The sequence below is a fragment of the Pseudoalteromonas sp. L23 genome (genome assembly GCF_021728455.1).
Taxonomy (GTDB): Bacteria; Pseudomonadota; Gammaproteobacteria; order Enterobacterales; family Alteromonadaceae; genus Pseudoalteromonas.
Genome location: NZ_JAKKCW010000003.1, coordinates 158708 through 180733 on the forward strand (window position 1 = coordinate 158708; position 22026 = coordinate 180733).

Genomic DNA, 22026 nt, shown 5'->3' on the forward strand with positions numbered 1-22026 from the left:
TTACGAAGTGTTACAAAACAAAAAATTTCTATATTGCAAAAGCTTAGTTGAATGACGATGATAGTCTGGTTCCAAAAAGTAATTATCACAATAATGGATTGTTTTATGAAAAAGCTATTCGCAATTAGCACACTTACCTTAGCAGTTTTGACTGGATGTGGTACAACTTCTTCACTTAATCATTCAGGCACGACTGAGAATCTTCTTTCAGAGCAACTGGTTGTAAGTCCTAATGATGATAGGCAATATCAAACGTTAACCTTAGAAAATGGCATTGAAGTTATTTTGGTATCAGATCCATCTGTATCGAAATCAGCGGCCGCGCTGAGTGTTGGCGTTGGTCTACTACACGATCCGATGTCACAGCAGGGCATGGCGCATTATCTTGAACATATGTTGTTCCTTGGCACAGAAAAGTATCCAGACAGCAAAGGTTATTCTGAGTTCATGACCAAAAACGGTGGGGCACACAATGCTTACACTTGGTTGGATATTACCAATTATATGTTCAAAGTGAACAACGATGCCTATGACGAGGCGTTAGACAGGTTCTCCGATTTCTTTAAATCTCCAAAGCTCTACCCTGAGTACACGGAAAAAGAAAAAAATGCAGTGAATGCTGAGTGGTCTATGCGTCGTGAAATGGACTTTTTTGGTCAATTTAAACTTGCACGAAACATGATGGGAGAACATCCTGCTAACCGTTTCCTTATAGGTAATCTAGAAACGTTAGGGGATAAAGAAGGAAGCAAGCTACATCAAGAGACTGTTGCTTTCTATGATAAGTACTACTCTGCGAATATCATGAAGTTAGCCATGATTTCTAATGAGCCGATTGAGCAGATGGTGGTAAAAGCGAAAAAGCACTTTACGACAATTAAGAATAAGAACATCGAGAAGCCACAGGTCAAGCAATCGCTTAACTTCGATAATGTTGGACAAAAGTTGGTCCATTATAAACCGAATGAAGACGTAAAGACTCTACAGCTTGATTTTACTATCAAGAACAACGCCAATGCGTTTGCGGTTAAGCCGAACTATTTCATTACTTATCTGCTAAGTAATGAAATGGCGGGTAGCCCCGCTCAAGTTCTAAAAGATAAAGGTTTAATCTCATCGTTAAGTGCATTCGCGACTCCAAATAGTTATGGCAACTACGGGACGTTGCAGATTGATATTCAGCTAACCGATGAAGGCCTAAAGCAACGTGAGTTAATCACAGGTACAGTACTGGATTATATCGATATGATCCGTGATAAAGGAGTCGATAGCCGTTACTTCAAGGAAATCCAAACGTCGCTAAATAATCAATTTAGGTTTTTAGAAAAAGGCGATGAGTTTGGTTACGTTAGTAACCTTGCAGATAGCATGCAGCATTACCCAATGAACCATGCTATCAATGCAAGCTACTACTACGCGCAGTTTGATGCTGATGCAGTTAAGGCTGTCTTGAAGCAACTTACACCAGAGCAAATGCGGGTATGGTATATCAGTAAAGGTGAGCCTACCGACGCAAAACTGCACTTCTATGATGGTGAATATCAGATCGTAGACTTAAAGCGTAGCGATTTTGATAAATGGAAAGAAGAGGCAAATTTCGATTTAGCACTTCCTAGTGTAAATACCTTGCTACCTGAAAACTTCGCACTGAAAACATCTGCGGATGATGCGAAAAAGGGCGTTCAGAAGGTTATTGATGCTGATGGGGTAACGGTTTGGCATGCCGCGAGTGAGCGCTTCTACCAGCAGCCTAAAGGCAGTCTGAAAATCTACTTGAATAACCCAAGTGCATTAAAAGACATCAAAACTGAGGTTGCACTGTCGATTTGGGCCGATCTATACCGGCTGGATAAAGCAAAACTGATGACGGAAGCGAGTATCGCTGGTATGCACCTTGGCTTGACCCCAGCAAATGGGGTAATGCTAGATATTTCAGGTTTTACTGATAAACAAGCATTATTACTAAAAGATGCGCTCTCAGGTGTTCGTGTAGAAACGAATAAACGCGCATTTGATCAGGCTGTTGATCGTTACGTGCGTGGCATTAAAAACCAAGAAAAAGAATTCCCATTCAGACAAGCTTTTGGTGTATATCAAAAACTTATCCGTTCAGGAAGCTATGATGATTCTGCATTGATATCAGCAGCTAAGTCTTTGACTTTGGCCGATCTAGATAAAGTGCAAAATCAAATTTTAACGAATAACCAAGTTCGCGTTTTTGCTTATGGCAACTACGATAAAACGGACTTGCAAACAGTAAAAGAGACGCTTGATAATGCGTTGCCTAAACGCCAAAAAGTGACCAAGTACGCGCGAGCTAAATATTGGCAGCCAGAGCAAAAGCAGACAATCGTATGGCAGCAAGACATTGACGTTGCTGATGTTGCCGTAATCGATTTTGCAGTGCACCCAGTCAAAGGTTATGCACAAAAGGCGGCGGCGATGGTGCTTCAAGGGCACTTAAGAACAGCGGCATTTGAACGTCTGAGAACCGAAGAGCAGTTAGCGTATGCGGTTGGTGCAACCAGCGTTGCTATTGACGAATATTCAGCGCTAGGCTTCTATATTCAAACACCGGTAAAAGATGCTAAGAGTATGCAAGCTCGCTTTGACGCGTATAAAGATGAATATGCTAAAGACTTAGCAGCGTTAGATCAGGCAACGTTCGAGCAGTTAAAAAATGCAGTGTTAGTCTCATTAACCGAAGAGCCAAAAAATCTTTCTGAAGAACTACAACCGTTATTGGGCGATTGGTTCAAAGAAAATATGGCGTTTGACTCCGAAGCTAAGCTAATTGCTGCAGTTGAAGCAGTCACATTAGAAGATATTAAAGCGTACTATCAGCAAACTGTAATGAACACCGATGCTGCTAGATTAAATATTCAATTACGTGGCGCCAAGTTCCAAGCTGAACCGTTTGCAGATCTACCGAAGCAAACTAAGCTGGATTCAGTTGAACAGATGTATAAAAACGTGAAATTCCAACAATAATCAGTCGGTATTTCAGTGATGATTAAAAGCTGGGAAAATTCGTTTCCCAGCTTTTTTATTAGCTTTTGCAAATGCTAAAGTATAAACGGAAATTAATTACAGTATTTTCGGAGACTAGATGGTGATTGTGACGGGAGAAAAGATCTTTTTAAGAAAGGCAAATTTAAATGATGCGGGGTTTTTACTCAGGCTTTTGAATCAAAAAAGTTTTATCGATAACATTCGGGATAGAGGCATAAAAACACAAAAGCAAGCTGAGGAGCATATCGAGCAAGCTTACCTAATTCCTTATCAAATCGGTACGCCAGCGCCTTACGTTGTTGTTGAACTTAGTAGCAATACGAGCATCGGAGTATGTGGCTTATATCAAAGACCTTTTTTTAATATTCCAGACTTAGGTTACGCGTTTTTAGATGATTTTACAGGGAAGGGTTATGCTTCCGAGGCTGCCAAATTGCTAATGCAATATGTTAAATCAGAAGGGAACCACCCTAAGCTGAGCGCTATCACGCTAGAAAGTAATGCAGCTAGCATAAGCCTGCTTAACAAAGTGGGATTTAGTCGTATTGGTAAAATAATAATTGATAACGATTTAACACCTGTGGTGGTGTTTGATTGTCAATTATAATTGTTGACTTATTTGTGTCGTTAGTTGAATAAAGTTTCTCTGATGTGCCGCAACCAGAGCGCTAAAGCCATCCTGATCAAGAGCTGTTTCAAATTGGAATGGTTGCACTTGAGTTAGTTGATAGCTCCCTTTTGTGTATTGATAAAGATACCAAGTCCCGCTCATCACAGCACCTTTTTCAAAGTGCCCTGCAAACTCATTAATTTCTACAACGAGGCGTTGGTGCTCTTGCGCATTGCGATAAAATTTATCGCTTTTAATTGCAGTAGCTTTGTTGGTTCCATTTAGTGCGTTTACTAAGTTCCATGTCAACATATCGGCGGGGGGTTGGGCCCAAAAATGGAAATTAGCGATGTTTACTCTATTGTCTCGCTGAAATTGCACCAAGGCTTGTTGATCAAACAGTTCGATTAACTGCACTTTATCAATCAGTAGTACACGATTGAGCTCAACTTGCTTTTCGCCTGCGACATTATTTGCTTCTAACTGATAATAACTAACCGGTTGGGATGGATTAGTTATACATCCTGTTAAACAAAATAGAAGCAAAAATATCACAGAGCCAGTCTTCATTTATTTTTTCCTTGGGAGCGGATCCGCGCCACTTTCTTTATTAAAAATAAGCATATTCGGCTGCTCATTCAGCCCTTTAGAAATAGGCTTTAAGCGATTGGACAGGCTTTCAAGCTCCTCAAGGGTATTACTAAGTTGATCCATGACACCTGAGCCTTTTTGGTACTGCGTCATAGTTTGTTCAAATTGCTTTAAGCTTGATGTGAGCTGGCTTAATGTATCTTTTAAGTTCGTTAAATTGCCGCCAACCTTGTCTGTTATCTTGTTGTTATTGATAGACTCTACGAGTTGATTCATTTCCATTGCTAGTAACCTGTGTTGCTGAAGGGCGCCTTCTAGTTCCTTAACAGTTGTTTCAAGAGGTAACCCATTTAACTTGTTCAGTAAGCTTGTGACCTGTTCAGAAAGTGCTGTAATACCGCTCGGAACGCTGGGTAATACCGGGTAAATAGTCGTTTTGTTTGAACTAACGACTTCTGCACTTGGATAAAAGTCTAACTCTATATATACCGCACCTGTTAATAAATTGCCACTTTTTAGTGACGCCCTAAGGCCGTTACTAATCCATTTGTCTATGTTTTCTGACCAATATGTTTGAGCAAGTTGCGCATCTTCGTAAATGCGTCCGTACTCAATTTTAACCAATACAGGCACAGAGGTGTTATTTTGTTGAAAGTATAAAGGTCTATCATCGCTAACACCAGTCGCTGGTACCTGCTCTATTGTGCCAATCCGCATCCCGCGGTATTCGATTGGTGCACCAGCTCGAAGTCCTCGAATTGATTGCTCAAACTCAATAAGATAATAATCGAAGTGATCAAAGCGTTGCTCTAAGGCCATTGCGAAATTTTTGTGCAAGGCGAAGGTTTTATTTTCGAGTGCTTCTTTGCCACTTGGCATGGTTGGTGGATAGTCTACAGAAATTCCGCCTTTAACCATTTTGGCAAGAGATCCTGTCGACACTTCAACACCTTCCGTTGACAGCTTAAAATCAATGCCGGAACTAATCCAAAAAATAGCGTTGTCTGTGATAAGCGTATCGTATGGAGAATAGATAAAAATACCGTACTCCATTTTTAAGCTTTCGACGCTAAAATGTGCAGACTCAACTTGACCCACTTTATAGTTGCGGAAAAATATACTGGAGCCAACGTCTAACACTTCAGCATCTGAAGCCACGAGTTGATAGCGTTTTCCTTGCACTTCTGAGCCGATTAATGCAGGTTCATCCATTAAGGTGAATATGCTCGAACGTGCTTTCGCTTCACCGGGGGATAGCTCTATATACACTCCAGAGAGTAGTGTATTCATGCCTGATATTCCGGATTCGTCAATTCGAGGTTTAACTACCCAAAACGATGAATCTTCAGCTAATAAATCACGATAGGGCTGTAAAATCCTAACTTTCGCAACCACTGCATTTTGCGCTAATTCAAGCTTTAATGACTCGACTAACCCGACCTTAACGCTTTTTACTCTCACCTCAGTTTTGCCTGCAATTATGCCATCTGCGTCAGTCATTTTTATAAAAATAGTGTGGCCTTTATTTGCCTGATGTTGATATAACATCCAGCCTGTGATGAGCAACGCGATAATTGGAATAATCCAAATCACTGAAAATTTTGGTTTGTCTTCTATATCGGCTTGAGTAGTCATTGACTATTTTTATCCCACAATAATCTCGGATCAAAACTATTAACGGCTGCAATTTGGCAAAGCACCATCAAAGTAAAAAACACGATACCAATTTCCGGCTCGACATTTAGCACCGCACCAAGTTGTACCAAAGACACTAAGATTATCACCACAAACACATCTATCATCGACCAGCGACCAATAAATTCGAGCAAGCGGTACACTTTTGTTGCTGTGATTGGGTCTTTGGGCTTCTTAACTCGTATTAGTAAGTAACTCAATAGTAACGCTTTTGCGATAGGAATACATATACTTGCGAGAAAAATAAGTGTTGCTACGGGATAAGAGCCGGCTTCCCAAAGCACTTGAACGCCGGAAAAAATCGTTGCAGGAGTATGAAGCCCAAGACTGATGGTATCCATGATGGGCAGAAAATTAGCAGGTACAAGTAGCACGACGCTGGTGAGCATCCAAGCTAAGCTTTTTTGCGTTGATTGAGATTTGCGGTATTTTAGTTTGGCGTAGCAACGCTGGCACTTTTCGCCTTCACCTAAAAAGCCACAAACCTTGCAACGTTTTAGCGTGGTAGATAAATTCTTTGGTTCGGCCAAGTGACGATTACATTGAGTCTGATTACGCCACATATACTCGTGATCAAAAAGTGAGAGGGCTTCAATAAAACACAAAACGAACAAAATATAGGCCCAAAATCCAAGGCCCATTTCCAATTCAGCGAAAGACATTAATTTAAAAGCGCTTACGAGCACGGCTACTAAAAATATATCGGTGAGATTAAGTGGTTTTAGTGCTGAGAGTAATTTTGCTAAATGCCGAGCATTGTGCGCATTGATGATTTGCCAATACTCGGTGTGTGCAAGCAGTAGCAATGAGCATACGGCAACAGGCATGACTAAAATAGTGAAGGCAAATAATCCAGCGAGAAAATAGCTGTAATGCTCAGCTAACAATATGAGTGCTTGCCAGAGGCTTACAACTTGAGTGATACCGTGTTGTGTGTAGGAGATAAAGTCTGGAAATAAGCTTGCGAATAAAAATAGTAACGCAGAAAAGCTGAAGGCTTGTACTAATTGGTTTTGGTGTCCTTGTACATGACACAACACGCACCGACAGTTTGGGCACACCGCACGCTTTTGGGACTCGATAGCGTCTATTTCAACAAGCGTATCGCATTCAGGGCAAGCTGTAATCACATAAAAATCCGTTGATTTCCTTTTATGCTAGTTTGCTTGATGCGCCCAAATTTATCAATGTTAATCAAATACCGCGACGGTTTGGCGACTTAGGGCGAGCAGCTTGCCATTTTGTGACCAAATTTTTGCATCTTCAATACCATAACCATTTTGGCTATGGTGAGTCACGGCTTCAAAGCCAAGCCAAGACTCTGAGTCGAGTGAAATATCACACAAAAATTCTATGTACCAAGACATACTGCTAGCGGGGCTTGGTACTTTACACATCTGGAGTAACGTTGGCGGCCATGAGTCAGCAAGTGCCAGTGTATGTAGTTCGTTTACCGATGTAGTTTGTGCTTTAAATCGCATCCAACCACCCAGATTTGAAGATGGTGCGCCGGAAAATGGCAAAGCACCTTGCTGAGCATTGAGCGCGACATGTTGGAAAAATGCAGGCATCACACCTTCTTGATATGGAAGAACAGCCTTTGGATTGACATCTGAAAGAGTAGGGCTATCCGCATTTGCAACTTGGATAGCAGATTCTCTATCCTTGCCAAAGCACCCGATAGCAATAAGACAAACTTCGCCTGACTGGATCAGTTGAGTTTGCATTTGGGTTGCATTTTTGCCGCTACGCAAAATGGTTGTTGCAACGGTAAATGGTGCGCCTTCTAGCAGTGGTCCGACAAAATTTACGCTCACAGAGAGCAGTCGACGAGGCTCTGTCAGTTGATGCTTCATGCTTTGCACCGCGATTGCCGCAGACAATCCGCCAAACGCAGTGCGGCCTTGACACCAACTTGCAGGAAACGTCATTTGTGTTTGCGCTTGCTGTAAATGCTCCGACTGAATAATTTCATCAAATGTCATGTTGTCATTTCTCATTATTTATTATGTTGCATTTAGCATAACTGGTCTAACCAGGTAATCAAGCGTCAAATACATCGTATTTTATTCTTCACTTGTTTCAAAATAAGCAATTAAGGGTGATTTTTTGACCGAAACGTTCGAAAAGCAAAAAAATTTCAAATTTTTTCATTTTTTTTTAGTTGTGACGCTTGAATTACAAATCGGTGACCTTATTTATCAAATCAACTAACTGAACAACGAATTTTGAAGTCGGAGATGATTCATGGGTAAAATTATTGGAATCGATTTAGGTACTACTAACTCTTGCGTAGCGGTACTTGATGGTGACAAGCCGCGCGTTATTGAAAATGCTGAGGGCGACCGCACAACTCCTTCTGTTATTGCATTTACAGATGATGGTGAAACACTAGTAGGTCAGCCAGCAAAACGCCAGGCCGTGACTAACCCTAAAAACACACTTTATGCTATCAAGCGTCTAATTGGTCGTCGTTTTGAAGATGAAGAAGTACAGCGTGACCTTAGCATCATGCCTTTCAACATCGTAAAAGCGGACAACGGCGACGCTTGGGTTGAAGTACGTGGGGAGAAAAGAGCTGCACCTCAGATCTCAGCTGAAGTTCTTAAGAAAATGAAGAAAACAGCTGAAGACTTCCTTGGTGAGCCAGTAACTGAAGCAGTTATTACAGTTCCTGCATATTTCAACGATTCACAGCGTCAAGCAACAAAAGATGCTGGTCGTATCGCAGGTCTTGAAGTTAAGCGCATTATCAATGAGCCGACAGCAGCAGCACTTGCCTACGGCATGGATAAGAAGCAAGGCGACAACGTTGTTGCAGTATACGACTTAGGTGGTGGTACATTCGATATCTCAATCATCGAGATTGATGAAGTTGAAGGCGAGCACACCTTTGAAGTACTAGCAACTAACGGTGACACTCACCTAGGTGGTGAAGACTTTGATAACCGCGTTATCAACTACCTAGTTGCAGAATTTAAGAAAGACCAAGGCATCGACCTAAAAACCGACCCGCTAGCGATGCAGCGTGTTAAGGAAGCGGCTGAGAAAGCGAAGATCGAGTTGTCTTCAGCACAGCAAACTGAGGTAAATCTACCTTACGTTACTGCTGATGCAACAGGTCCTAAGCACATGAACGTTAAGCTAACTCGTGCAAAACTTGAGTCACTAGTTGAAGACTTAGTTGCGCAATCAATCGAGCCACTAAAACGTGCACTTGCTGATGCAGACCTTTCTGTAAACGACGTAAATGACATCATCCTAGTTGGTGGTCAAACACGTATGCCACTGGTACAGAAAACAGTAGCTGAATTCTTTGGCAAAGAGCCACGTAAAGACGTTAACCCTGATGAAGCGGTAGCAGTTGGTGCGGCGGTTCAAGGTGGTGTACTTGCGGGTGACGTGAAAGACGTACTACTACTTGACGTTTGTCCTCTGTCTCTAGGTATTGAGACTATGGGTCAGGTAATGACTGCGTTAATTGAGAAAAACACGACTATTCCAACCAAAAAGTCGCAAACTTTCTCGACAGCAGAAGACAATCAGTCTGCAGTAACAATTCACGTACTACAGGGTGAGCGTAAGCGTTCAAGCGATAACAAGTCTCTAGGTCAATTCAACCTAGAAGGTATTCGCCCAGCGCAGCGCGGTGTGCCACAAATCGAAGTTACTTTTGATGTGGATGCTGATGGTATCTTACATGTGTCTGCGAAAGACAAGGACACAGGTAAAGAGCAGAAGATCACAATCCAAGCTTCTTCAGGTCTAAGCGACGATGAAGTTGAAAAAATGGTACGTGATGCAGAAGCAAACGCAGAAGAAGATAAAAAGTTTGAAGAACTAGTTGGCGCTCGTAACCAAGCTGATGCACTTGTTCATGCTACACGCAAGCAAGTTGAAGAAGCGGGTGACGACCTTCCAGCTGATGACAAGACAGCAATTGAAGCTGCACTTGGCGAGCTAGAAGCAGCAATCAAGAGTGATAGCAAAGACGAAATTGATGCTAAGACACAAGCACTAGCAGAGAAATCGCAAAAGCTTATGGAAATCGCTCAAGCAAAAGCGCAAGCTCAACAAGCTGGCGGTGACGCAGGTGCCCAACAAGGTTCAGCGAAAAAAGACGACGACGTAGTTGACGCTGAATTTGAAGAAGTTAAAGACGACAAGTAATTGTAGTTCTTGAAGGAGGGCGCGCTGGCTGTATGGCTTGTCGCGCCCTACGTGTTTATAAATTAGACTGTTGTCTGGCATTAATTTGCAAGCGACAGAGCTCGGCAGAGTTTGCAACGATGTAAGTTGCCAAGAAAGAGTAGTGTGATAAAAATGTCTAAACCTGACTATTATGAAGTATTAGGTGTTGCGAGAGACGCCAGTGAACGTGACATTAAAAAGGCGTATAAACGCCTTGCAATGAAATATCACCCTGATCGTACTGCTGGTAACGCTGAACTCGAAGCGAAATTCAAAGAAGTAAAAGAAGCTTACGAGGTATTGACTGATAGTCAAAAACGCCAGATGTATGATCAATACGGCCATGCAGCTTTCGAACAAGGTGGTGGTGCTGGTCATGGTGGATTTGGCGGCGCTGGCGACTTCGGCGATATTTTTGGGGACGTATTTGGTGATATTTTTGGTGGTGGCGGTGGTCGTCGTCAATCAAGACAACAGCGTGGTGCAGATTTAAGATATAACTTAGAGTTAAGTCTTGAAGAGGCAGTACGTGGGAAGGAAGTGGATATCCAAGTACCAACTTGGGTGAGTTGTAAACCATGTGACGGCAGTGGTGCAAAAGCAGGTTCTAAGCCTAAAACTTGTACAACCTGTCATGGTGCAGGTCAAGTACAAATGCGCCAAGGCTTCTTTGCAGTACAGCAAACTTGTCCAACTTGCCAGGGCACAGGTCAGATCATTTCAGACCCATGTAACAGCTGTCACGGACAAGGCCGTGTAGAGAAAACGAAGACACTTAACGTTAAGATCCCAGCAGGGGTTGATACGGGTGATAGAGTACGTTTGTCTGGCGAAGGTGAAGCGGGTGCGCATGGTGCTCCAGCTGGCGACCTGTACGTACAAGTGAGTGTAAAAGAGCATCCAATCTTCGTACGTGACGGCAACAATTTGTACTGTGAAGTGCCAATTAGCTTCACAACGGCAGCACTCGGTGGTGAGATTGAAGTGCCGACCCTAGATGGCCGCGCAAAACTGAAGATTCCATCGGAAAGTCAAACTGGCAAAATGTTCCGTATGCGTGGTAAAGGCGTGAAATCTGTGCGTAGCGGTGCAGTAGGCGACTTAATTTGTAAAGTTGTCCTTGAGACGCCAGTAAACTTAAACGAGCGCCAAAAAGAGCTTCTGCAAGAGTTTGAAGAGTCTATGGGTGAAAACAACGGTAAGAACCGTCCTAAGGCACAAGGCTTTTTTGACGGCGTTAAGAAGTTCTTTGATGACTTAACTAAGTAACTTAAGCTTATTGAAAATGCCCGCTGCGATAGCGGGCATTTTTGTTTTGACGGATGATGGGTCTCATCGTAAGGCGATAGCATAAGCGTTTGTTTCTTGGTATAACAGAAATCAACATCTGCTTAAAAGGAGTTTGTAATGACACCGGCAATTAACCTACTTAAAAAGGCGAAAGTGGCGTTCCAAGTGCTGCAATTTGAGCACGACCCTAACGATCACGACTTTGCTAATGAAGCAGCGAAAAAGCTCAACCTAGACCGAGAAAAAGTATTTAAAACCCTGCTGATTGACGTTGATGGTAAATTGTATGTAGCCGTTTCTCCCGCCACGCAACAAGTGGATTTAAAAGCCTTTGCTAAAGCGTGTATGGGGAAAAAAGCACAGCTTGCAGATCAACAAAACGCGCAAAAGGTAACTGGTTATTTAATTGGCGGTATAAGCCCGTTTGCGCAGAAAAAGCAGCTGCCCACGTTACTTCACGAGAGTGCTTTAGCATTTGAGCAAATTTATGTTAGTGCGGGCAAGCGGGGAGTTGAAGTCGTTGTTTCACCTGCTACGGTAGAGCAGCTATGCAAAGCAAAAATCGCACTGTTTTAATGGCAGTGCTGGTTTTAAAAACCATCTTTATTATAGATAAAATGTCAGTCTAGAACTGCTAAGGGTGTCAAAGTCCCTCTTTTACTCCTATTTCCCCCCTAAGAACAGTAATTTACTTTTTTCGACTTACAGCTGTAAGCCATTAATTTAGCAGTCATTTATATTAATCACTCGATAACTCAGTAAAAAAGCCGTTAAAAAATTAAGTAGAGTAATTGATCTAAACGAATTTTTATGCCGTAATGTAGATATATCTATCTGGTCGGATGAGTTAATTATGAGCCTAAGAACGAATTTAAGAAAGATCCTCCCAAGCATTTCAATTACAGAACAAGAAGCATTAGATGCAGGTGATGTTTGGTTAGAAGGGTCAATTTATCAAGGTAAGCCTGACTTTTCGGCGCTTCGTGCTGTACCTGAAGCTAAGCTAAGTGCAGAAGAGCAAGCTTTTTTAGAAGGTCCAGTTAAAGAATTAATGGGTATGATCGATGACTCGGAAATTCAAAATGGCAAACACTTGCCAGAGCATGTGCTTGAATTTTTGAAAAAAGAGAGATTCTTCTCTTTGATCATTCCAAAAGAATACGGCGGTCTAGAGTTTAGCCCTTACGCAAACTCAACGATAGTGGGTACAATTGCGACTAAATCCTCTGCGGTAGCGGTAACGGTGATGGTTCCTAATTCACTAGGTCCGGGTGAGTTATTGCTTCATTACGGCACTAAAGAGCAGCAAGCGCACTACCTTCCTCGCTTAGCAAACGGTCGTGATATTCCATGTTTCGCGCTAACAAGCCCTGAAGCTGGTTCCGATGCCGGTGGCATTCCGGACCAAGGTATTGTTAAAAACGGCATGTATAACGGTGAAGAAGTACTTGGTCTTGAAGTAACATGGGACAAACGCTATATCACACTTGCGCCGATTGCGACGGTACTCGGTTTAGCCTTTAAAGTATTGGATCCTGAGGGATTACTAGGCGGTAAAAAAGAACTAGGGATCACCTGTGCGTTAATTCCACATGACCATCCAGGTGTACAACTTGGTAACCGTCATGACCCGATGGGAATACGCTTCTATAACGGTACGACACGTGGTGAAAAAGTCTTTATCCCAATGGACTTTATCATCGGTGGCCAGAAGAATATCGGTCGCGGTTGGCAGATGTTGGTAAGTTGCTTAGGTGCAGGGCGTGGTATTTCTTTACCGGCGCTAGGTGTTTCAACTAGCCAAGTCGCACTGAAATCGGCATCTGAATATGCGGCGGTACGTGAGCAATTTGGTCTCTCGATCGGTCAATTTGAAGGTATTCAAGAAAAGCTTGCAGATATTGCAGGCAAAGCATACATGCAAGAGGCGATGCGGGTATTAACAACAGAAGGTTTAGGTATGGGTCTTAAGCCATCTGTAGTAACAGCAATTGCAAAATACCACATGACTGAAACTGGTCGTGACGTATTGGACTCTGCAATGGATATTCTTGCAGGTAAGGCTATTCAAAATGGTCCTCAGAATACCCTTGCAAGCGGTTATGTTGCCCAGCCAATAGCGATTACCGTAGAAGGTGCAAACATCCTAACGCGTAACTTGATGATCTTTGGTCAAGGTGTAATGCGCTGTCACCCATATTTGCAGTCGATGGTTGAATCTATTCACAGCGAAGAGAAAGACGCCGACAGTAAATTCCGTGGTATTTTGACAAAAACAGTCAGCTATAGTGTTGCCAACAGCTTACGTGCTTTCAAATATGGTCTTATGCCATTCACGGCTGATGCAAAATCACCATTACCTGAAGTGCGTGCGTATGAAAAAGCCGCGCATAGATTAGCAGCTAAGCTTGCGGTATACGCAGACTTTTCATTGCTCGTACTAGGTGGAAAGCTGAAACAAGCAGAAATGCTGTCAGCACGCCTTGGTGATGTAATGAGTCACTTGTATGCAGCAATGGCTTCAATCAAATACTATGAGCAAAAAGTAGCGGTAGCAGAGCGTGAGCAAGCAGCACCTTATTTCCATTATGCGACAAGGCATGCACTTATCAGTGCAGAAGAAGCGCTACATAAATTCTTAGATAACTTCCCGGCAAGTGGTACTCGTAAATTTATGCGTGTGATCACGATGCAGTTTAGTGGTAAACAAATGCCCAAAATTAATGATGATATGATCAGAGAATTGGCCGCCGCGGCGCAAATGGATACGCCAATCAAAGCGCAGCTTACTCATCTTGTGAAGCCTACCGCAGGTGATGGTCATGATATCAATGAGCAAGCATATAAAGCTAAGATGGGTTGCCTTGACCTGCTTGCCAAAGTTAAAAAGGCAGTTCGCAAGCGCGAGATCCAACCAGGTGTTCGTTTCGAGCAAACATTAGATAATGCGCTCGTTGGTAACCTTATCAACGAAGAAGAGTATGCAAAACTGGTTGATTACAATCGCAAGCGTGAAAAAGCAATCCGAGTGGATGAGTTTGACTTCGATTTAAACTTGTTAGATGAACAAAGTGCGAAAGAAACAGTCAAGCAAGCCGTGAATGAGTAAGTTAAACAAATAACTTTTTTGTAAAAGTAAAAGCCCTTAACCAATTGGTTAAGGGCTTTTTCATGTTGGGTAAAGATAATAACACCAGCTATAATTATCAAGCACTGTAAAACGGTTTGCTTATTATACCAATTTTTTGTTAATACTTGCTCAATTTGAAGGAGCATATCTGACGTTAACAGCGTTAAAATTTTTTATTTAGAACAACTAAATAGCAAAATTTTTGCCTTGTCTATATGGATGTAGATACCTTGGCGGTAACAGGATGCGGTAGCGGAGTTATCGACAAGATTATCTCGTCTCAAAATAGATCACTTAATTAAGCAAATTGGTATTCGTAATAGTAAGTAAGGGGTTGTACTGTGTTTAAGTAACCTGAGTTATACAATAAAGAAGTTTGGCTATTTATTGAACGGCTCTCAGGTTAAATAACAAAAAGGTGTAACACAGTGAAAATAAGTATTCCGAACGATGTAATTTCTGCGCCTATGTCAACACAGCAAGAGCAACAATTATGGAGCGGTTGTGGTGATATGTTATTTATCAATCATGATGCTGGGAAGCTTGCAATTAAGCGCACTAAAGTGCCTAGTGACATTGCACATCGGCGAATTGAACAATCTTCAGTAGCGCTTGCGCGTAAAGCTAAGTCTTATCAAGTAGAACGTCACTTTTACAAGCATCATGCATGCGAGTTACTCTCACCCTGTAATACGCCGAGTTATTTAGGTGAAGGGGTAAGTGAAGGGATGGACTACATCGTCTTTAGAGACTTCTCAACTCAAGGTTTTTCGCAAACCGCTAATCCATCCGAGTCACAAATATTAGCAGTGATAGGGTGGTTAGCTAAATTCCATGCTCACTTTTTACAAAGTCCTGCAGAGCATGTGTGGGAGCAAGGAAATTATTGGCACCTAGATACACGACCGGATGAGCTTGAGCGAATGCAACACAGTAGCATTAAACAAGCGGCACCTCGATTACGAGATCGTATCAAAAATAGCCATTGGCATACTTGGATCCATGGCGACGCTAAGCTTGCTAACTTTGCCTTTAATGGCGATCAAGCACTGGGATTCGATTTTCAGTATGTTGGAAAGGGTATTGGTGTATCAGACTTAATGCTGTTTATTACGTCGGTATTAGACGAAAAAGAACAGCTCCTGCATGCCGATGAGTATCTCAAATTGTATTTAGATATGTTGAGAATAGAATTATTAGGCAAAGCAGCCTCTATTGATATCGCTCAGATCCTTTCTGAGTGGGAGTCGTTGTGGCCTGTGGTGTGGGCTGACTTTTATCGCTTTCTGTTGGGTTGGAAACCGGACCATGTAAAAATCAATGATTACATGAAATTTCAAACGGAAATAGCATTACAACAGGGATAATAAATGGCCATAGCCTTATTCAGTGCGTTAAATTGGGCTGTATTTGATTTTTTACGAAAAAGGCTAGCAAGTCATTATTCAGCCGCACAAATGTCGGTGATATTTAGTCTGCTAGTCTTACCTGCATACGTAGGCTATTGGTTGGTTTTTGACAAACAGCTCCCAAGTTCTGCTTATCTAGCGCCTGCGATAGCTAGCGGAATGTTGGCTGCAATTGGTAGCGTAAACTTTATTCAGGCGCTTGCGCTTGGGCGAATGGCGGTTATCCTGCCTCTGTTATCTATCACTCCAGCACTTGCAGGTGTGTTTGCTTGGTTGCTACTTGGAGAACCTTTAACCACGCTGCAGTCAATGCTAATCGCTGCGATTGTTCTCGCTTCATTTTTATTGCAAGGAGGCAGATTCTCTTTTCAAGAGCCAGGTGCAAAACAAGTTGCAATCACCTCTTTTTGCTGGGGGCTTTGCATCGTGTTCGATAAACAGGCTTTGCAATACAGCTCGCTCTCTTTTCATGCTGGGTTTCTAACCTTTATGGTATTTTTTGTTAATCTAATCTTGTTACGACCACAGTTTAAAAATCAAAATTTCCGCGCACATTGGTTGCTCTGGACTATTTCTGCAGTGGTATTCGCTGTCGCTGTTATCTTCCAAATGCAGGCGTTAACCGAAATTCAGCCGGGGCTTGTTGAAGGATTGAAAAGAGCCATTGGCATAATCAGCGCGAGTATGCTTGGGATGTGGTTTTTTAAAGAGACAATTTCAACAAAAGAATGGCTTATGATCTCTGTTATTCTGTGTTGTAGTGCAATGTTAGCATTAAACAGTGGCGCTTAAGCGCCACTTAAAATGACTAATTGGTATTACTTACATTGCGCGACTTTAGTCCAAACGTTTGAATAGATCTCTGGGCTTGCGCCTTGTGACCAGTACGTAGCACGGTATTCAAAGCCTTTGAATGAAACCCGGTCGCCCGTATTGTAGAACTTAGTTGCATTCCATTCTTGGATACCATTGCAGCCAGCTGGTGCATCACTAACGGTAACTGCTAGAGTCTTAGAAGCAGTTCTGTTATTTGAAGCTGTCACAGTGAGTGTCACTTGGTATGTACCAGCACTTGCGTAGGTGTGTGATGGGTTAGTTTGTGAGCTTGTTGCACCGTCACCAAATTCCCACTGATAACTACCTGCTGTTGATTGGTTGTTAAATGTCGCAGTGAGGCCGGACACGCTGAAGTTAAAGTTTGCATTGACTGCACCTGAAGTATCACAACCATTATTTGTTAGATAATCAACCGCCGCTTTTGCTTGCACAATACCATAGCCGTAAGAAGTATCACGACCTGCTTGGCCTTTGTCTTTTGCTGTTGTATTCAACACTTGGCGAATTTGCTGAGCTGTACATTGCGGGAAGTGGCTCCACACTAGTGCTGCGACACCAGAGACATGCGGTGTTGCCATTGAAGTCCCACTAATACTGCGATACGCGCCATTATTCCAGGTTGAGTTTACACCAACACCCGGGCCTGCAATTTCTACTTGGCTGTTGTATTGAGAGAAAGAGGCTTTTGACTCAGAACTGTCTACTGCTGCCACGGATACAACTGCATTATACGATGCTGGGTAGCTCAACGAGCTATTACCCGCGTTGCCTGCGGCTGCGATATGTAGCATGCCACGCTGATAACTCTGCTCAAATGCGCTTCGTTCTGCCGTAGAGCTGCCGCTGCCACCTAAACTCATGCTGGTTACATTGGCGCCAGCCTGCTCACACTGCTCAATTGCTTTAATGAGATCGGAACCGTATGCCCAGCGGCCTTGGTCATTAAACACTTTAACAATATGAAGACCTAGTTGCCCTGATGGATTCACCCCGACCACACCTGTGCCATTACCACCTAAAGCGGCGATTGTGCCGGCAACGTGTGTTCCGTGGCCGTTACCATCGTTACTCCACACACCTGTATCGTAGTTACCGTAGCCATCATTACCTGTAATGCCTGTGCTAGGTAAATCTTGGTGACCTAGCGTATAACCTGTATCCATAATACAGACTTTACGGTTGCCGCTGTAGCCGTCAGATACTTGGTTAGCCTGCACCATATTAATGCCATAAGGTGTGGTTTCAGCGAGTAAATCAATTGCCGAAGTTTTTACACTTGGCAAATAGCGTTTAGGGTCAACTTCTACGTGTGCAATATTACCGCTTGCTTGTAGTTGTTGCATTTGCGTAGAAGAAACTTCGGCGACATATGCATTAATGCTTGGCAATGTGTTGACTGCAGCAGTACCCAAGGTGGAGTAGGCAGCTTCAGACAAAGCCTGCGCTTTAAACTGCGCCGTTTCCGCTTGATTTAAGCGCACTGGCAGAACATTTGGTGTTGCGCTGTCTTTTAACGTGACAATAACGCGCTGTGTATCTGCGTGAGCAACTGAAAGGCTTGCACAAACGCAAGCGCTAAGGGTCGAAAGCTTAAGAAGTTTTACTACTGTATTACTGTTTTTCATATTTCACCTGTTTTACATGTTGTTTACGTTTGTTACTAAAACAGGTGTTGACATCGCTGTCAATGCGTAAAGATTAGACAGGTGTAAATTGCATTATCTTTCTGGGTTTTGTTTATTGCATTAATTAATCGTTCTTAAATTCTCAATTCTTCACATTATTATTGTGGTTATTTTTATTAAGTGAGTGAGTTAGTTCTGTAATGGTAAATTGCGCTGGATCGTTAATGTAACGTAAAAAGTCCAGGTGTTCAGGAAAGTTTCCATGTATGGCATGATACAAAGGTAAGTGAGCGTCATCCAGCGATTCGAAAATAGACAAGGTCACGCTGTCTATTGGTGTAAAGTCTCTATGATATTGTGCTAGTCGAGCTAAAGTATAGGCCCCAAGCAACACATGCCCTCCGATCGAAACATCTAACTTTGGCGCAATACCTTCATCCCAATTAATCCCACCTATGACGATCTTACGGCTTAACTCTTTAGCAGCGAGTAACGCGCCATAAGCAATAGGATCATTAGCAGCCCAAACGGTTGTAATTGCGGGATCTCGCTGTAACCACGCTTTAGTGAGACGATAAGCTTCATTCTGAGACCATTGACAATTTGCCTCTGCGATTAATTCTAGCTTTGTATGGTGCTCAAGATAAGCGCGCATGCCTTTTTGTCTGTCTAATGCCGCAGTCGTCGCCACGTCTCCTAGCAAAGCTAATACATGTTGCGATGGATTGGAGGACCTAAGTGCTTTTCGCGCAAGTTGATGCATTAATTTAAAACCGGCTTGGAAATTGTCTGGCTCAATGGTGCCAATAATTTGGTGTCCTGACTTTAACAGAGCTACTTCCTCTGTTTTAGTCGGTCCGTTGAGCAAGAAAATAATCTTGATTTTGGTGGCTTTGGTGTTTAACAAATAGGGAACGACACTCGACTTTTCGTTAACCAGCACAAGGTAATCAGCATCACTTTTCAAGGCTTGCTCTACGAGCGATTTCATCAAAATATGGTTGCGCTGCGCATAACTGATTTTGAGGGAAATATTCATGTTATTAGCTGCCGCAGTCATCACGTTGCTGACGTTATACCAAAAGTCTCCAGTAGGGTTTTTTGTTGCAAAACCGGGGTTTACAAATTGAACGTTGAATCGTTGTGCAGATAGCACGGCCATCGGCGATAAAAATAAAAAGATGAACAACAATTTTCGGATCATAAGTCTCTACATTTTTGATATTCAAAAAGTGTGCTGCTAAATACGCTACAAGTATAGTTTACGCTAGAATCGTTGCGCTATCTGCCTGTTTTTTGAATGCTATTCGGAACCTGCATATTTTTCATAGCATTGAATTTAGCTCATGCGTTAATTGCTTTATACTAGCGCGCAAAGAGTAAGGGGACTTTGATGAGAAAAATCGTATTTATATTCGTGTTGTTGTTTTCGATGTCTGGGGTTGCGCATGAGTCAAGCGAATTGAATAAAACTATGAAGGAAATGGGTCATATCTATAAGCAGGCTATGAAAGCGCAATCTGCTCAAGAAATGCAGGCGCACTTAACCGAGCTGACTACACTCGTTAATGAAAGTAAGCAATTTCAGTTTAAGCAAGAGGTGTCTGCCGAGTCAGTTGAGGGCTTGAATAAAGTACTCGAAACCATTACTAAGGCGAGCCATGAAATTGACTCGGGAAGAGTCGAGAAAGCCCGTGAAATGCTATTAAAAATTGATGAGCTGAGAAAGCAATACCACAAACTACACGAGCCACCGGGCTTTTGGGAGTTACTATTTGGTAGTTAACCTGAGATTCGAATAGTTAACTTATCCTATCGCTGTGGTTATTCCTTGTTCTATCACAGCGGCTCTGCTTATCGGTCTTGGCTTTAGTTGAATATGGCAAAAAGACTAGCGAGTCGTGGCTTGACCTTTCAAGCTTGCTAGTTCTTTATAAGATCTAAAAGCGGTGAAATAGCGATATTCTTTTCTGCACTTATTAGAAATTACATAAAAACCTGCTCAAAAGAAGTTGCATTATAAATTGGAACGATCCAGTATATTTGTTTTTAATCTGGGAAATTTTGATGAAAACCTCCTCAATAGCTAGTCTAATTTTACTTTCATTTTGTGGCTCCTCATTAGCGAATGCCAATGTGCTCTACGATATCACCGAACGCGATGTATTCTCTGTAACGAGCGACGTAAAGGAGCAAATCCAAGGTGAGGGGATAGAGCAACTAGTTGATAGATCGCTAAAAAGCAAATTCTTATCTAAGCAATCTAGCGCTGAGATTGTATTTGATTTGAAAGACGTAAAAGCGCTTAGACAGTATCGTCTCACTTCAGCCCAAGATGCCCCGGCGCGAGATCCAAAGCATTGGACTGTAGCCGTATCTAAAGATGGTAAGGTGTGGCAAGAGGCTGATAAACGCAACGATATCGTATTTTCAAGACGGGGTGAAACGCTCGCTTTCGACCTCTCTAAAACAACGGATGCGAGGTACGTGCGCTTTACTGTAGCACAAGAAGGTAAAACGCAATGGGGCGACCGCTTTTTGCAAATCGCTGATCTGGCGCTCTATGCGCAAACAAACTTACCACTGGCAAACTTTGCTGCAGATAAAAAGGTTGCCAAGCTTAATGAGCCAATTTCTCTGCAGTCGATATCTGAAAACTCACCAACAGCACTAAATTGGAAGGTTGAGGGTAAAGCGATGCTGCCAACCACAAAAAGTGTTGAAGTAGTTTATGACAAGCCTGGTAACTACGATGTTACTCTAGCCACTAAAAATGCGCATGGTTCGGACCTAAAAACCCGTGCGAACTATTTAAAAATATACGATCCAATTCAACCATGGAAAGGCTTTGAGCCGCCAAAGGTCAAAGTAGTTATTGAAGATACTGAGTCGGCGGGGTCGAAACGCCTGCAAGCGCTATTTCCTGATATAGCCACTACGGTGGATGACGTAACTCGCCAATTGGCCCCTAGGTTGTACAAACACTTTGCAGAGCTGCCAGAGTTTGAGCAAGTTACATTTAGGCTAAAGTGGATGGACACAATAGCGTATCGTTCTGGAGACGAAACAAATATGGAAATCGTGTTTAGTTCAAAGTACATCACCGAAAAACTCGCTGCGCAGCCAGATGAGCAAGTGGAATACGAACTCCTTGGTGTGCTCTGGCACGAACTTACACATGGATATCAGCTATTTCCAAAAGAGAGAAGTTATTCTGAGCCCGATGTACATGCATTTATTGAAGGAATGGCGGATCTCATTCGAATTCAAGCGGGATACCATAAAACCCGTTCACCTAAGCCGTCGGATTCTTGGATTGGTGGATACACAAATACAGGGTTTTTTCTTGCGTGGCTCGCTGAGTCTTATCCAGATTTTACCTATCGTTTTAATCAAACTGCGGTAGAAATAGAAGATTGGTCATTTGAAGATGCAATAAAATCAGTTACTGGAGAGCCTCTTGATAAGCTCTGGTCTCGCTATCAAAGTGAGCTAACTGCCAAGAAATTGCAGTGAACTAGCAAAAACTAGATGATTACAACTTGTCATCACTATGCTGTAAATGTACATAATTTGTTGACAGGTTTGTTTTATTGCTCATAATTGGAACGTTCCCTTTTTGATTTCTGCCTGAAG

Annotated in this window: 16 protein-coding genes; 10 read left to right on the forward strand and 6 right to left on the reverse strand. The window is 42.5% G+C overall.

Annotation, left to right across the window (positions count from 1 at the left end):
* The first annotated feature begins 105 nt into the window (after positions 1-105).
* Both L3V43_RS07325 and L3V43_RS07330 read left to right on the forward strand, forming a co-directional pair.
* On the forward strand, positions 106-2991 hold the full coding sequence (locus L3V43_RS07325) for an insulinase family protein (RefSeq protein WP_010605347.1): 2886 nt from the start codon (positions 106-108) through the stop codon (positions 2989-2991).
* 118 nt (positions 2992-3109) lie between these two features.
* Positions 3110-3619, forward strand: a complete 510-nt coding sequence (locus L3V43_RS07330; RefSeq protein ID WP_102058002.1) for a GNAT family N-acetyltransferase — start codon at positions 3110-3112, stop codon at positions 3617-3619.
* On the opposite strand, the gene L3V43_RS07335 is transcribed toward L3V43_RS07330, so the two are convergent.
* Genes L3V43_RS07335 through L3V43_RS07350 form a run of 4 tightly spaced genes read right to left on the reverse strand, consistent with a single transcriptional unit; the run spans position 3614 to position 7893 of the window.
* Complete coding sequence (locus tag L3V43_RS07335; protein WP_102058003.1) at positions 3614-4192, reverse strand: ABC-type transport auxiliary lipoprotein family protein; 579 nt, start codon at positions 4190-4192, stop codon at positions 3614-3616. The genes L3V43_RS07330 and L3V43_RS07335 overlap by 6 nt on opposite strands.
* Positions 4193-5848, reverse strand: a complete 1656-nt coding sequence (pqiB, locus tag L3V43_RS07340; protein WP_102058004.1) for an intermembrane transport protein PqiB — start codon at positions 5846-5848, stop codon at positions 4193-4195.
* Complete coding sequence (locus L3V43_RS07345) at positions 5845-7038, reverse strand: PqiA/YebS family transporter subunit (protein ID WP_237116325.1); 1194 nt, start codon at positions 7036-7038, stop codon at positions 5845-5847. The genes pqiB and L3V43_RS07345 overlap by 4 nt, the downstream gene beginning before the upstream one ends.
* Before the next feature lie 60 nt (positions 7039-7098).
* Positions 7099-7893: a thioesterase family protein gene (locus L3V43_RS07350; RefSeq protein WP_237116324.1), complete on the reverse strand. Its 795-nt coding sequence runs from the start codon at positions 7891-7893 to the stop codon at positions 7099-7101.
* 262 nt (positions 7894-8155) lie between these two features.
* On the opposite strand from L3V43_RS07350, the gene dnaK reads away from it, so the two are divergent.
* The 6 genes from dnaK (at position 8156) to L3V43_RS07380 (ending at position 16720) form a co-directional block, all read left to right on the forward strand.
* Entirely contained in the window at positions 8156-10078 is a 1923-nt protein-coding gene (gene dnaK / locus L3V43_RS07355) for a molecular chaperone DnaK (RefSeq protein ID WP_102058005.1), read from the forward strand.
* 153 nt (positions 10079-10231) lie between these two features.
* Positions 10232-11368 carry a molecular chaperone DnaJ gene (dnaJ, locus tag L3V43_RS07360; protein ID WP_102058006.1) on the forward strand — a complete coding sequence of 379 codons (1137 nt, stop codon included), beginning with the start codon at positions 10232-10234 and terminating at the stop codon, positions 11366-11368.
* Between the two features lie 138 nt (positions 11369-11506).
* Complete coding sequence (gene ybaK, locus L3V43_RS07365; protein ID WP_102058007.1) at positions 11507-11965, forward strand: Cys-tRNA(Pro) deacylase; 459 nt, start codon at positions 11507-11509, stop codon at positions 11963-11965.
* A gap of 277 nt (positions 11966-12242) precedes the next feature.
* Positions 12243-14498 (forward strand): acyl-CoA dehydrogenase, encoded by a 2256-nt coding sequence (locus tag L3V43_RS07370; protein WP_102058008.1) that lies wholly within the window; start codon positions 12243-12245, stop codon positions 14496-14498.
* 449 nt (positions 14499-14947) lie between these two features.
* On the forward strand, positions 14948-15886 hold the full coding sequence (locus tag L3V43_RS07375; RefSeq protein ID WP_174169263.1) for a phosphotransferase: 939 nt from the start codon (positions 14948-14950) through the stop codon (positions 15884-15886).
* A gap of 3 nt (positions 15887-15889) precedes the next feature.
* Positions 15890-16720 (forward strand): EamA family transporter, encoded by an 831-nt coding sequence (locus tag L3V43_RS07380; RefSeq protein ID WP_102058010.1) that lies wholly within the window; start codon positions 15890-15892, stop codon positions 16718-16720.
* 26 nt (positions 16721-16746) lie between these two features.
* Here the strand turns inward: L3V43_RS07380 and L3V43_RS07385 are convergent, their stop codons facing one another.
* Both L3V43_RS07385 and L3V43_RS07390 read right to left on the reverse strand, forming a co-directional pair.
* A complete protein-coding gene (locus L3V43_RS07385; protein WP_235367373.1) occupies positions 16747-18390 on the reverse strand; it encodes a S8 family serine peptidase in 1644 nt (547 codons plus the stop codon).
* A gap of 142 nt (positions 18391-18532) precedes the next feature.
* A complete protein-coding gene (locus L3V43_RS07390; RefSeq protein WP_102058012.1) occupies positions 18533-19594 on the reverse strand; it encodes an ABC transporter substrate-binding protein in 1062 nt (353 codons plus the stop codon).
* Between the two features lie 189 nt (positions 19595-19783).
* Here L3V43_RS07390 and L3V43_RS07395 point away from each other — a divergent pair, with 189 nt between their 5' ends.
* The gene (locus L3V43_RS07395; protein ID WP_235367371.1) at positions 19784-20176 is read left to right on the forward strand and encodes a cytochrome b562; all 393 of its coding nucleotides are present in this window, start codon (positions 19784-19786) and stop codon (positions 20174-20176) included.
* A 281-nt stretch (positions 20177-20457) separates the two neighbouring features.
* On the forward strand, positions 20458-21906 hold the full coding sequence (locus tag L3V43_RS07400; RefSeq protein ID WP_237116323.1) for a basic secretory protein-like protein: 1449 nt from the start codon (positions 20458-20460) through the stop codon (positions 21904-21906).
* Positions 21907-22026 lie beyond the last annotated feature (120 nt).

Coding starts and splice junctions, on each gene's coding strand:
- L3V43_RS07325 (WP_010605347.1), top strand. CDS start 106: ATGAAAAAGCTATTCGCAATTAGCACACTTACCTTAGCAGTTTTGACT.
- L3V43_RS07330 (WP_102058002.1), top strand. CDS start 3,110: ATGGTGATTGTGACGGGAGAAAAGATCTTTTTAAGAAAGGCAAATTTA.
- L3V43_RS07335 (WP_102058003.1), bottom strand. CDS start 4,192: ATGAAGACTGGCTCTGTGATATTTTTGCTTCTATTTTGTTTAACAGGA.
- pqiB (WP_102058004.1), bottom strand. CDS start 5,848: ATGACTACTCAAGCCGATATAGAAGACAAACCAAAATTTTCAGTGATT.
- L3V43_RS07350 (WP_237116324.1), bottom strand. CDS start 7,893: ATGACATTTGATGAAATTATTCAGTCGGAGCATTTACAGCAAGCGCAA.
- dnaK (WP_102058005.1), top strand. CDS start 8,156: ATGGGTAAAATTATTGGAATCGATTTAGGTACTACTAACTCTTGCGTA.
- dnaJ (WP_102058006.1), top strand. CDS start 10,232: ATGTCTAAACCTGACTATTATGAAGTATTAGGTGTTGCGAGAGACGCC.
- ybaK (WP_102058007.1), top strand. CDS start 11,507: ATGACACCGGCAATTAACCTACTTAAAAAGGCGAAAGTGGCGTTCCAA.
- L3V43_RS07370 (WP_102058008.1), top strand. CDS start 12,243: ATGAGCCTAAGAACGAATTTAAGAAAGATCCTCCCAAGCATTTCAATT.
- L3V43_RS07380 (WP_102058010.1), top strand. CDS start 15,890: ATGGCCATAGCCTTATTCAGTGCGTTAAATTGGGCTGTATTTGATTTT.
- L3V43_RS07385 (WP_235367373.1), bottom strand. CDS start 18,390: ATGAAAAACAGTAATACAGTAGTAAAACTTCTTAAGCTTTCGACCCTT.
- L3V43_RS07390 (WP_102058012.1), bottom strand. CDS start 19,594: ATGATCCGAAAATTGTTGTTCATCTTTTTATTTTTATCGCCGATGGCC.
- L3V43_RS07395 (WP_235367371.1), top strand. CDS start 19,784: ATGAGAAAAATCGTATTTATATTCGTGTTGTTGTTTTCGATGTCTGGG.
- L3V43_RS07400 (WP_237116323.1), top strand. CDS start 20,458: ATGAAAACCTCCTCAATAGCTAGTCTAATTTTACTTTCATTTTGTGGC.